This is a genomic window from Pelagimonas sp. (assembly GCF_058892305.1).
This window is the reverse complement of sequence record NZ_JBZXVN010000040.1, coordinates 1-12,532: the sequence shown is the minus strand read 5'-3', so window position 1 is coordinate 12,532 and position 12,532 is coordinate 1. Positions and strand designations below refer to the sequence as shown.

9 protein-coding genes are annotated in these 12,532 nt (G+C 55.4%); 8 read left to right on the top strand and 1 reads right to left on the bottom strand.

The features are described from left to right. Window positions 1-20: 20 nt before the first annotated feature. Window positions 21-995: a glycosyltransferase family 4 protein gene (locus AC5EFR_RS16145; protein WP_493576810.1), complete on the top strand. Its 975-nt coding sequence runs from the start codon at window positions 21-23 to the stop codon at window positions 993-995. A 413-nt stretch (window positions 996-1,408) separates the two neighbouring features. Continuing rightward, on the top strand, window positions 1,409-3,544 hold the full coding sequence (locus AC5EFR_RS16140; RefSeq protein WP_493576809.1) for a beta-propeller fold lactonase family protein: 2,136 nt from the start codon (window positions 1,409-1,411) through the stop codon (window positions 3,542-3,544). Window positions 3,545-4,384: 840 nt separating this feature from the next. Here the strand turns inward: AC5EFR_RS16140 and AC5EFR_RS16135 are convergent. Continuing rightward, window positions 4,385-4,741, bottom strand: a complete 357-nt coding sequence (locus AC5EFR_RS16135; protein ID WP_493576808.1) for a RidA family protein — start codon at window positions 4,739-4,741, stop codon at window positions 4,385-4,387. Between the two features lie 140 nt (window positions 4,742-4,881). Here AC5EFR_RS16135 and AC5EFR_RS16130 point away from each other — a divergent pair, with 140 nt between their 5' ends. From AC5EFR_RS16130 to AC5EFR_RS16105, 6 genes are all read left to right on the top strand, one after another. Then, window positions 4,882-5,769 (top strand): LysR family transcriptional regulator, encoded by an 888-nt coding sequence (locus AC5EFR_RS16130; protein ID WP_493576847.1) that lies wholly within the window; start codon window positions 4,882-4,884, stop codon window positions 5,767-5,769. Between the two features lie 94 nt (window positions 5,770-5,863). After that, window positions 5,864-7,315 (top strand): aldehyde dehydrogenase family protein, encoded by a 1,452-nt coding sequence (locus AC5EFR_RS16125; protein WP_493576807.1) that lies wholly within the window; start codon window positions 5,864-5,866, stop codon window positions 7,313-7,315. Further along, window positions 7,315-8,289 carry a membrane dipeptidase gene (locus tag AC5EFR_RS16120; protein ID WP_493576846.1) on the top strand — a complete coding sequence of 325 codons (975 nt, stop codon included), beginning with the start codon at window positions 7,315-7,317 and terminating at the stop codon, window positions 8,287-8,289. The genes AC5EFR_RS16125 and AC5EFR_RS16120 overlap by 1 nt, the downstream gene beginning before the upstream one ends. A gap of 13 nt (window positions 8,290-8,302) precedes the next feature. After that, window positions 8,303-10,000, top strand: a complete 1,698-nt coding sequence (locus AC5EFR_RS16115; protein ID WP_493576806.1) for a hypothetical protein — start codon at window positions 8,303-8,305, stop codon at window positions 9,998-10,000. Further along, a complete protein-coding gene (locus tag AC5EFR_RS16110; RefSeq protein ID WP_493576805.1) occupies window positions 9,997-10,632 on the top strand; it encodes a DUF3726 domain-containing protein in 636 nt (211 codons plus the stop codon). The genes AC5EFR_RS16115 and AC5EFR_RS16110 overlap by 4 nt, the downstream gene beginning before the upstream one ends. An 85-nt stretch (window positions 10,633-10,717) precedes the next feature. Beyond that, complete coding sequence (locus AC5EFR_RS16105) at window positions 10,718-12,532, top strand: BCCT family transporter (protein WP_493576804.1); 1,815 nt, start codon at window positions 10,718-10,720, stop codon at window positions 12,530-12,532.

Sequence of the window (12,532 nt, the reverse complement as noted above, 5' to 3'; positions counted from 1 at the left end):
TGCAACTTCAGGAGGCCGTGATGAAAACAGCCATTCACTTGATTGATGATCGCACACCGGGTGGCGTGATGCGCATGGTGGCATTTCTAACCAGCGCCCCAGACCCGACCTGCCACCATAGCCTATTGGATTTCCAAGACTGGCGTCGCATCTACCCAAGCCCTGATATTATCGTGTCACATCTTGCGGTGAGCTGGCGCAACTTACCGGCGTTTTTGGCCTTGCGCGCTCGGTTTCCGAGCGCACGATTGGTTCATGTTGAACATAGCTACACGCAATCCTTCACCGCGCAAAACGTGGTGAACCGCAGGCGTTTCTTTAACCTATTGCGAACAAGTTATTCCGTATTCAACAGCGTTATCTGCGTGAGCGAGGCCCAAGCCAAGTGGATGCGCTGCCGTGAACTTGTGGCACTGGAGGCGCTGGAAACCTGCAATAGCATCGTCGACTTTACCGATTTCTCCAATGTGCCTCCGGCAGGACCAAAACCTAAGCGATTGGGATTGGTCGGACGATTGGATCGGCAAAAGGGGTTCGACATCGCTATCAAGGCGTTTAGACACCTCGACGATCAAGAATTGGAGCTAAAAATCTTTGGCAGCGGGTCGCAGGAGCAACAGCTCAGGCAGCTGGCGATGGGCGACCGGCGCATAAAGTTTCTCGGATATTCCGCAAACTCTCGTGACATTTACGCTCAACTCGACGCTGTTCTAATGCCGTCAAGGTGGGAAGCGTTTGGTTTGGTGGCAGCAGAGGCATTTGCGGCGGGGCGCCCTGTCTTAGCCGCGAGTGTAGATGCGCTCACAGATCCAAACAGAAAGGGTATTTTGTTGGTGCCCGGTAATGGGGCAGGCAATTGGGCGAAGGGACTGAAATCATTTTGTGAAAAGCAATTCGAACTGGTCCCCATTTGCCAAATGGAAGCAGATGCATGGAAGCAACGTATGCTGGACAAGTGGCGCGACAATCTCGTTGGAACGCTCAGGTCAGCTTAAATGAATGTCATGAGGTTTCGCGCAGCGGCGACAGGCGCGGAACACCTTTGCTTTGAAGGGAACAGATGCTTTCATTGCGCGTGAGAGGTCTTGCAAGGCATGGGTTGCTCGGCGGATGCGCGGCGTTCCTTATCCGACATGCTTCCCAGGGATCTCTTGCCGGTGATTTGGCGTATAACCGAACCAGAAACAGCTAGGGATCTACGAAACCTGTTGGTCGCCATCAGGGATGATCAAAAGGCCTAGGGATACGCCGGAACACTCAATAGATCGCATTGCTGCGAAATTGGCGGTTTTCGGCATGAAACAAACACTAGTAACACGTTTTGACGAAAAGATTAATACGTGTAAGGTCGGCGCGATAAGCGCACTTATTGCCCACGCAAACACTATTTCTAAAATGGATTTACGCTATGGTCACACTCACCGGCAGCAGCCTGACACTCACCGACACATTAGTCGATACCGCAAGCCTCGGGTTGAACGGTGCAAATGGAACCGCTAGCGCGGTGGTGAACGGCACCACCTACATCTATACCGCTTCGGCCTTTGAAGACGCGATCCAGGTCTCGACCCTGTCGGCGGATGGAACCCTGACGCCGGTTGCTGTCGTCAATGATGTTGCTGGCACCTCTATTGATCAGGCCTATCAGGTCAAGGTTTTCGAAGTGGCCGGCACTCAGTTCCTAGCCGCAGGAGGATTCAGCGATGATGGGGTCACCATCTATACGATTGGGGACACCGCCCCTTACCTGACCTTTGCAGATGCTGTTTTTCAAACTGAAGACCCAGATTACAATTTAGATTCTACCTACGATATTGAGATTCTAACCCTATCCGGGGGAACATTTCTTTATGTCATGGGCAACAATAGCGACGGTTTAAGCGTCTTCGAAGTGGATGCGTCAGGTGGGCTAACAAGCGTAGAGAATGTCGATGATGATGCGACTTTGGAACTGAATGGAGCCCATGGCCTAGCCTCTTTCGACTTAAACGAAACCCAGTTTATCGCCGCAACCGGATTTTATGATGATGGCGTCTCGATCTTTTCAGTGAATGAGACCACCGGTGCCCTTTCGCATACCGCTAGCATTGACGGGGCCGCGGATGGTGTTCTCGACGGCGCGGACTTCCTTGATGCGGTGGTCATTGATGGCACTGCCTATCTTTATGTGCCCGAGCAAAGCGGCGATGCCATTTCAGTCCTTTCCTTCGATGGTAGCTCGATTGAACTGGAGCAACGAATCCAGTCCGATTCCGCGTTGGATGGGGCCCGTGAGGCCTCGATCGTCGAGATCGGCGATCAGCTCTTTCTTTCGGTTACGGCGTTTTACAGCAGCCAGGCGCATTTTTTTGCAATCGAGCAAAACCCCTTGAGCGGACACACCGGCGAGCTGACAGTGCTGCAAAGCCTTGTCGACAATAATGGCGAAGGGGCGCTCAGCAGTGCAGCGCGCCACCATTCGGTGACCATTGACGGCACCACCTACCTGCTGATCACTGGGCGGAGTGATAACGCCGTCAACGTCTATGAGGTCGGTGGCGGCGATGACGTGGTGACGGGGGGCAATGGCGCGGATGATCTATCCGGCGGCGCTGGTGCTGATGTCGTCTCCGGCCTTGGTGGTGACGATACGATGCACGGTGGGGCAGGGGATGATCAGCTCGACACCGGATCGGGCAATGACAGCGCCGATGGCGGTGCCGGCGATGACGTTTTGCAAGGGTTGGGCGGTGATGACACGCTGCTTGGCGGCACGGGCGATGATGATCTTCTTGGCGGCTCTGGCGATGACAGCGTTGAGGGCGGTGAAGGTGCGGATGGGATCGTGGCGGGGTCTGGCAATGATTTCGCACGCGGCGATGACGGCGCTGACTGGGCGCGGGGCGGTTCGGGGGCCGACACGCTCTCGGGCAACGACGGCGAGGATACGCTGCGCGGCGGCGACGATAATGACCGCATGTTCGGCGGCAATGACAATGACACACTCGCAGGCAATGCCGGCGATGATTATTTGCGCGGCGGCAATGGCGATGACGCGGTTTTTGGCGGCACCGGCGGTGACGATCTGGGCGGCGAGGCCGGCAATGACACGCTCTGGGGCGGCTTGGGTGATGACCTGATGCGCGGCGGAGATGATGACGATGAGCTGAGCGGCTCGCGCGGCGCAGACACGTTGTCGGGGAACGACGGCAATGACTTGCTGCAGGGCGGTGCGGATGCCGACCGGCTAATTGGCGGGCTTGGCCGCGACACGCTGGAGGGCGGATCTGGTGCGGATGTGTTTGTTTTCTCAAGTGAATTGCAGAGCGCGCATGGGTCGGACCGCGACGTGATCACAGATTTCGAGGAGGGAGACATGATCGACCTTTCGGGCTTTTCTGGCACACTGACCTTCGTGACGAGCTACACAGGTACAGCAGGCGAGGTGCGCTATAACGAGAACATCGGGCGGCTCTATATCGACGTCGATGGCGACAGCGCGTCCGACTTCTCGGTCGATGTGACCGGAGCACCAGCCATCGATGCCAGCGATCTTATTTTGTGACGTTAACGGGTCGGCAGCGGCACATGATCTGGCCCACAAGCCGACCCTCCAAACGATCCGGACGCACGTTTGACGGCTACCCTTCAAATCATTAAATAGCGCGCCGCAGTAAATCTGGGTGTTCCGTTCTGAACAAGGTTTTGCCCCTATGAGAGGCATGGACAAAAGTCCGAAAACCTTAGAACGCACGATATTTTTCGGCCCCAAGGGGCAACGATGCCGTTTAGATTGAGCGCCAATTCAACGGTAGCGTTAGCTCACATCTGTTGTTTTAAGGGGCCCGCGACCGCCGCCTAAGTTTGTTTTCCGGCCCCTTTGGAAAGGCTCTGATGGGGCGACTGTAAAGGCCATGTCCGTTTTGGGCGCACTCCCGTCACCCGATGATGCCGACCAGACCGGTGCCACAGCATTTTGCGCACCAATCACGCGCTGCACTTCCGTGCTCAATGGTTCGTTTCTTTGTCATTGCGGCGGTTCGATGATCTGCAAGGTGTCATTCTCGACCACCGCAGCCAGTGTCATACTGGTCCGCTGATCCGTCCGTCGGCTCGATTTGGGACGGGTTCTCCCGACTGAACGCGTCAAATGTCAGAGGTGAGACCTAACTTTGATATTCGTCAACATGCGTCAGCGCCTGACTCCACGAATGGATTTGCTTGAAAAGCAAGTTGTCCTGCTTGGTCCTGGCGACTGGCAAAATCCCATCAAGTGACTTTTGGGACCTTGCCTGCAAGTGGTCTTAAGCAATTGGAGTGCAATACGAAACCTTTGCAAATCAGATGATGGGTGCTTCCGTTTGGTATGTCTTCGGCACTGCTTAAACGTCGAAACCCTTTGGTTCTAAGTGTCAATTCTGCCCGCAAGCGCAGCATCAACGATGAATTCGACCTTCAGCTCTGGCCTGGCCAACTTGGCCTCACCACACGCACGGGCCGGAGCGTGGCCGGAAGGCACCCAGGCGTTCCAGATCTCATTTAACCCATCAAAATCTTGCATATCAGCAAGCCAGATGGTGACACGTAGCATGTGCTCGCGGGACGATCCCGCCTGTTTCAGGAGGGCATCAACATTTTCCAGACAGGCGCGTGCCTGTTCTTGGATCGTGTCACCCTCGGCGACCTGGCCAGTCAAATAGACCACGCCATTGTGTTTCACAATTTTGGATGAACGGGTTCCAGTGTCGATGCGCTCAATCACGATAGTTTCCTTAGATTTTGGTATTTTCCCATCCCGGAAAGGAGAGGTTGATTGCCATATGTTCATTTGAGATAACTTAAGGCAATCTCAATTTAGTTTAGTCTCATTCAGGGAATCTAAAATTGGCAATCAAGATCGACATGCTCAGATGCTTCACAACAGTTGCTATTCACGGAAGCCTATCAGAGGCCGCAAACGCGCTTGGGCGTACCCCATCCGCAGTTTCAATGATGTTGAAACAGTTCGAAGAGCATGTTGGGTCTGCCCTTTTCGAGACTGCCCGAAAATCCCGTTTAACGCCGCTTGGAGACCTCATTTTAATTGAGGCGCGCCGCGAGGTGGCCCATTTCGAGAACACGGTGTCGGTGATTGAGGGACTGTCGCGTGCTGAGCTTGGCTATCTGAGGTTGGCTGTGACGCCGTCGGTGGCAACGACCGTACTTCCCCCTGTGATTTTCAGGTTCGCGCAGAAGTACCCGAAGATACAGATCGACTTGCGCGACATGGACTCGGTCACCGTTGCGCGTGAACTGGATCGCGAACGTGCCGATATCGGGATTGGCTCACTATCTGAAGTTGAAGGGATGCGCCGCACAGAGTTGTTCAGCGATGCTTTTGGGCTGGTTTGTCGTAAAGATGATCCCTTGGCCAAAGACTGGGACAAGCTGTCATGGCGCACGATGGGGGATCAACCGATCATCGCAAATGGCTTGTGTAAACACATTTCAGATCCGGATTTTGCGACCATTCTTGCCCGTTCTCGACTGATGGTTCCCAATACGGCGTCCCTATTGGGTTTGGTACGGCAGGGCATTGGAATAACGGTGTTGCCACAGCTTGCGGTTGCCAATGTGCTTGATGAATTTGCGTTTTTGCCGCTTGCCGATGTGGAGGCTCGCAGGACTGTGCATCTGATGTCCCGGCCCAACAGTCTATTGATGCCAGCTGCGCGGGAATTTCTGAAGCTGATCACCGAGATGAAACGAGATGGTAGTTTGATCAAGGATGTAAAAATTCAGAAAGTCTGAAAAAGAATACATTTTTTTCAAAATGCCTAAATAACTTAATCGAGGTATCCTTTAAGTGCCCCGCGCCTGCGGCACTTACTCGAAAGGATACGTCATGCCCCATACCAATTTGAACTACATTGCCGGAGAATGGGTGGCGGGCGCCTCTGAAATTGAAAACCGGAACCCATCTGATCTCAGCGACCTGATCGGGATGTTCGCACAGGCCACGCCTGATCAACTGGAGGCAACGTTAGACCAAGCACAGCGCGCACAAGTCGAGTGGGCCGCCTACGGGATCGAACGGAAATACAACGTTTTGATGGCCATCGGTACCGAGGTGATGGCTCGTGCTGAAGAGCTGGGTACATTGCTGGCTCGCGAAGAGGGCAAGCCGCTAGCCGAGGGCAAGGGCGAGGTGTACCGCGCCGGCCAGTTCTTTACCTACTATGCCGCTGAAACTCTGCGCCAGATGGGCGACACAGCGGATTCAGTGCGGGACGGGATTGAGATTGATGTGCGCCGGGAGGCGATCGGCGTCGTGGCGGTGATCTCACCGTGGAATTTTCCGACGGCAACAGCGTCTTGGAAGATCGCGCCTGCATTGTGCTATGGCAATGCCGTGGTGTGGAAACCTGCAAATGTAACGCCTGCATCAGCCGTGGCTTTGGTCGAGATCATCGCGCGCCAAGATATCCCGAAAGGGCTGGTGTCGTTGGTGATGGGCGCGGGCAGGTCGATTGGCCAGCGGCTCGTTGAAAGCCCAAAAGTTGGCGCGATCAGCTTCACTGGCTCGGTTCCCGTGGGCAAGGGGATCGCTGCGAGTGCTATTCAGAACCTGACGCGCGTGCAGATGGAGATGGGGTCTAAGAACGCCCTGGCCGTGATGGACGATGCAGATATCGATTTGGCCGTCTCATTGGCCTTGGGTGGTGCGTTTGGAGGGACGGGTCAAAAATGCACGGCTTCGTCACGCCTGGTTGTCCATCGTTCGGTGCATGATCAATTCGTGGAAAAGCTGGTTTCTGGTGCCAAGGCGATGAAAGTGGGCCACGCGTTGGAGGCAGGCACACAGATGGGGCCCGTCGTCTCCGAACAGCAGTTGAAAGAGAACCTCGCCTATGTCGATCTTGCGGCTTCGGAAGGCGCAGAGCTGCTGTGCGGCGGTCAGCGGTTGGAGATGGCAACGGAAGGCTATTACATGTCGCCGGGAATCTTTGCGGGTACAAACAACGAAATGCGCGTCAATCGCGAAGAGATGTTTGCGCCATTGGCTTGCGTGATCCCTGTCGCCAGTTACGACGAGGCGCTGCATGTGGTCAACGACACCAACTTTGGCCTGACCGCCGGTATTGTGACCACCAATCTGGCTCGTGCAACGCATTTCCGGCGCAACGCGCAATCGGGGTGTGTAATGGTCAACTTGCCCACCGCTGGTACCGATTATCATGTGCCCTTTGGGGGGCGCGGCGACAGCTCCTATGGACCGCGCGAACAGGGGCAGACTGCGCGTGACTTCTACACCATCGTGAAAACCGCCTATATCGCCTCGGGCATGCCGCAATGATGCGCATTGATAACCTCCAATATGCAAATTGGTCGGAAAAGATCTTTCGCCAGATGCGCGAAGGCGGCGTCGATGCGGTGCATGTGACCATCGCCTATCACGAGACCTTTCGCGAGACCGTTCTAAACTTTGAGCAATGGAACCGTTGGTTCGAGCAATATCCCGATCTTATCATGAAGGGCCAATGGGCCCGTGATGTGGATCGTGCGAAGGCCGAGGGCAAAACCGCAATCTTTTTGGGATTTCAAAACCCCAGCCCCATCGAAGATGACCTTGGGCTGGTGGAAATCGTGCACACCCTTGGCGCGCGTTTTATGCAACTGACATACAATAATCAGTCCTTGCTCGCGACGGGTTGCTATGAGGCCGAAGACACAGGCATCACCCGCATGGGGCGTCAGGTGATTAAGGAAATGAACCGCGTCGGGCTTGTGGTCGACATGAGCCACTCTGCGGATCGCTCTACCATTGAAGCTGCGGAAATTTCCGAGCGGCCTATCGCGATCACCCATGCCAACCCCTATGATTGGTCCCCCGCACTGCGAAACAAGAAGGATGATGTGATCCGCGCCGTGACGGAAAATGGTGGGATGATGGGGTTTTCGGTTTATCCGCATCATCTCAAAGGTAAGTCCGACTGCACGCTCAGCAGTTTTTGCGAGATGATTGCGCGTGCGGCTGAAAAGTACGGTGCTCAACACCTCGGGATCGGCACAGACCTGTGTCAGGATCACCCTGATAGCGTGGTCGAATGGATGCGTGTCGGTCGCTGGAGCAAAGAGATCGACTATGGCGAAGGCTCCGCCACAGAACCGGGCTTTCCGCCGATGCCAAGCTGGTTCAACGACAATCGCGACTTTGGAAACATCGAAGCAGGTTTGCGCGCCACGGGGCTTAGCGACGGGGAGGTCGAAGGCATCATGGGGGACAACTGGCATAGGTTTTACGCGGAAAATTTCACACCACTGACCTAGGGAGGGGACAGCTATGAGGATCCAGACTGAGACATCAGGCGCAATTGAAAAACGTGACCCGGCACTGGTCATGCGGTTGTCACGCCTTGGCTCGTTTCACCAGTCCCGCCTGTCGTTTATGAGCGTTTTGATCCGCCGAATGATCCGCGAAAACTGGACCTTTTCCCGACCTGTTTTTGAGTTTGACGACAAGGGCGTTGGTCACGCGATCTATTGTGCGCACACCCCCCACCGCACCTATTCCTTGATCGCCTTTGGTCATGATCTGCCGCCCAAGCAACGCTCGGACCGGGTGATTGCAGAAGCTTGGGACAGTACGTTCACCCTTTTTGATGGCGTGCCGGATGCTGCCGACATTGCGCGTTTACGCAAGAATATTCCTCTGCAAGAGGCCGGCCGCGTAAGCGAAACGGAGCTGTCGGTGTCGCGCGCTAACCGCTCTGTACGGTTATGGAACCATGCCGTTTCGGCCCTTGCAAATGGCCAGCAACCGAACCCTGACGAGATTGCCAAGGTTGGGTATCTGATGCGTACAACCGCCGTCTATGGATCGGGCAAACTTGGCGCGGCGGACCATGAGATGATCGCCGATCGCTGTGAATGCGCCGCCCCGTTCCAGATCGAAATGTTGTCTGTTTTTCTGACCCGGACTTATGTGCGCGATTTGGTACAGCACATTGCGGACCTCAAGGGCGGGGAGGATGCCGTTACATTGGACCCGACCATTGCGCGCAGCCTCGGCATTGGCAATTCCACCGGACTTGGCATGGCACCCTTTCTGATCAATCACCCGATGCTGTTTAACAATTGGATTGCCGCACGCGAACAGGCGATTGCCATTGTCCGAAATCTGCCTTGTGCAACGGATGCAGAAGTTCAGACCTTTCGCGGGTTACTGAAGCGATCGCTGATCTCTGCCGACATCTGGCATTCTGCGCATGAGATTCAGATCAAGAAGTTAAAGCACCTGCGCAGCGATTTGAGAAAAATGGAAGACCACGTTGCACTGGCTGATTTGCACAGGACCCATCCGTGGGACCGGCTTTATCAATGGGCCGAAGCCAACTTGGGTGAGGATGCACAGGAATGTCTGGCCTCTTTGTTGCTGGAACCTTACGGCGCGCTCGTTGACGCTTTGTCAGATCAAATGTCGGACCGCGACACGCAAGCGTTTCGAATTGATGGCACCATGCGTGTCGACGAACTACGCGCAATCCTCGAACGCGCATATGGCTGGGCATTGGACATGAACTGGTCTGAGCAGCAGCATTGCGCGCGCGCCTGGTATGTCTCTGCCGAAAAGCTAGAGCCGCGCCTGGGCGAACGTTTCGAAGAACCCATTGCCCCTTACGAGCAGCCGCTGGCACCGGGTCGCGACGCGTCAGCGCTTTATACTGCACTGAGAGATGAGCAAGGGGAGGAGACTCTCGCGGCCTTCCTTCTGACCCACCCGGAGCATCGTCATAGCGTTCGCCGGGCACAGATTGTGGACCGCGCGCCCTATGCCGAAATTCGCGACAACACCATCGGGTCGGACCTGATGCCCATCGACATGCTGCGTTGCAAACTGTCCTTTTTCGGGGCCACTCACTTCGACCCGCGGTCTGATCGCTGGGTGAGGATTTGCATGTTTGGCAACGCGCCTTATCCCGAAGAACTGGCCACATCAGATGAATTCTGGCCTTACCCGTCGCCGGTGGCACGCCCATGACCTTTTCACTGAACGAGATCGAAGCGCTCGCCAAGAAGGCCGCACGTGGCGGCGGATATGATTGGGGCGTCGCCGAAGAGGCTGGCAAAGCGGTGCGCTGGCTTGCCTCCCATGGTCTGCCCGGCGCAGAGCTTTTGTCAGAACATTTGAGCATGCAAACCCTTGACGGGCCACCCCAAACCTTGGACGGCGACTGGTCTAGCGCGACCGGGGCTCTATGTCCGCTGACGGCTGGCATCACGCTGAACGATTGTGCCGATCGTCTGAGTGCCGGGCAAGGTCAAGGGATGCAAAATCCTGTCCATCCGCTCTTGTTTGTCCCTTTCGTTGCTTGGGCTGCAATACATATCAGCGCGTCGCTAACAGTGACCTGGGGCAGGGTGCGTGCAACGACGAATGGCTACGACTTGCTGATTGAAGGGCCCCAGGATGATCTGAGCGCAGCACGTTCCAGCGCCTTGAACGTCTCTATCGCAGAGGGGCATGTCGCGATGGTTGCTCCGGCCATGCGCGGGGCCGTCAGTGATAGGGCGTGGGCCAACCTCAACACATTTGCACAGCGTACCTATGCGCCTGCGACAGAAGCCTCACGAATATTCGGTGCGGGTGCGGGCACCACCGACAACGATTGAAATGAAACAAGAAAGCCCACAGTCAAAGCGCCTTTTGCTGCGGGACATCAAAAAACGGCGCAACCTAAGAAACAGGGGACCTGAAATGTCTATAAAACCACCCTTTACCGAGTTGGAGATCGAAAAGGCTCCATCCGGGTTTTACGAAGGCTACAGCCTTCCTATAGCATTGATCAGTAAGGCGATTATGGTCGCTCTGGTCGTCTGGGCGCTTGTCTGGCCCGGCAATGCCAGTCGTGTTCTATCTGCAGTGAACGGCAGTTTGTTGAATGGCTTCAACAGCTTTTACATTATCTCTGTTGGTATTTTCGCCTTCTTCTTGTTCGTCCTGGCTCTGTTGCCAGCAACGGGCAGCAAGAAGCTCGGCACCGCTGAAACGGTGCCAGAGTTTTCGAACTTCTCTTGGTTCTCAATGATGTTCGGCGCAGGTCTGGGTGTCGGGCTGATGGTCTTTGCGACCGCCGAACCGCTCGGCCTTTGGGGATCAAACCCCGTCGTGCTCTCTGGTGTCGTGGCCGCAAACTCACAGGAGGCGGTGCAATCCGCCTATCGCTACACGTTCCTTCACTATGGGTTCCACGCTTGGGCGATCTATGTGCTGACAGGTCTGTCATTGGCTTATTACGCCTATACCCGCGAGATGCCATTGACGATCCGGTCCGCTTTGACGCCGCTTTTGGGAAAGGCCGCAAACGGCTTTCTGGGCCACTTGGTTGACGTCCTTGGCGTGGTGGCCACGATCCTGGGCGTGTCCGTCACCATCGGTTTTGGCGTTAGTCAGTTCGTTGACGGGGTCTATGCCGTATCCGGTATGGAGTGGCTGATGAATGGCGATGCAGAAGCACCTAAACCAAGTACTGTGGGGTTGATTGCGGCCTTGCTGGTGATCATGGGTCTGTCCATCCTGTCAGCGGTGTCTGGTGTAGGCCGAGGGATCAAATACCTTTCGAACCTCAACTTGGTTCTGTCGGTGATCTTGCTCTTGACCTTCGTAGTCTTCGGTTCGTTCTTCTTTGCGATAACGCAGTTCGGTGCAGGTCTGGTCGACTATATTCTGCACTTTGTTCAGATGTCCTTTGGAGCCTATGGCCCTCAATCCCCAGAGGCCTTTGCGTCCGCGCTTCCTGAGGCGGCGCAAGCGTTGCCCGCGGAAGATATTGCGGCAATCTATGGTTCGGCAACGTCCCCTTGGGGGTCGCTGTCAGGCTTCACCGAAGGACTCCCGGCTTCCGCAGCGGATTTGAACGCCGAGGCGATCTATATCGCTGGTGAACAAGGTCGTCAGTTCGGATGGCAAGCAGGTTGGACCACGTTTTACTGGGCGTGGTGGATTGCGTTCTCGCCTTTTGTTGGCTTGTTCCTAGCGCGTATCTCGAAGGGGCGCACCGTGCGTGAGTTCATCTTTGGCTGCGTAATCGCACCTGCCATCGTGTGTTTCTTGTGGATGACTATTCTGGGCGGAACAGCGATCGACCTAGAATTGAACGGCGACGCCGCTGGTTCCTTGATCGGTGCAACCAACACAGCTAAATTGTTTGCCACGCTTGAGCAAATGATCTCTGGCGGGTTCCTGTCGGCCATCACCATTATGTGTGTTGTCCTGATTATGACGTTCCTTGTGACGTCGGCGGACTCAGGTATCTTGGTGATGAATACCATCATGTCTGGTGGTGAACAGGAAACTGGCATCAAACACCGTATCATCTGGGGGTTGATCCTGTCGGCGGTGATTGGGGCTCTGATCATCGCAGGCAATAGCGGTGCGGAGGCTAACCCCTTCGGAGCGTTGCAAAACGCGATGATTATTGGGGCTTTGCCGTTCACGATTGTCATGGTGTTCATGATGATTGCCCTGGTCAAAGCGCTGTACCGTGACAGTGTCAGGACCAAGCTAGGTTAG

Coding starts and splice junctions, on each gene's coding strand:
- AC5EFR_RS16130 (WP_493576847.1), top strand. CDS start 4,882: ATGCTCAGATGCTTCACAACAGTTGCTATTCACGGAAGCCTATCAGAG.
- AC5EFR_RS16125 (WP_493576807.1), top strand. CDS start 5,864: ATGCCCCATACCAATTTGAACTACATTGCCGGAGAATGGGTGGCGGGC.
- AC5EFR_RS16145 (WP_493576810.1), top strand. CDS start 21: ATGAAAACAGCCATTCACTTGATTGATGATCGCACACCGGGTGGCGTG.
- AC5EFR_RS16115 (WP_493576806.1), top strand. CDS start 8,303: ATGAGGATCCAGACTGAGACATCAGGCGCAATTGAAAAACGTGACCCG.
- AC5EFR_RS16105 (WP_493576804.1), top strand. CDS start 10,718: ATGTCTATAAAACCACCCTTTACCGAGTTGGAGATCGAAAAGGCTCCA.
- AC5EFR_RS16140 (WP_493576809.1), top strand. CDS start 1,409: ATGGTCACACTCACCGGCAGCAGCCTGACACTCACCGACACATTAGTC.
- AC5EFR_RS16120 (WP_493576846.1), top strand. CDS start 7,315: ATGCGCATTGATAACCTCCAATATGCAAATTGGTCGGAAAAGATCTTT.
- AC5EFR_RS16110 (WP_493576805.1), top strand. CDS start 9,997: ATGACCTTTTCACTGAACGAGATCGAAGCGCTCGCCAAGAAGGCCGCA.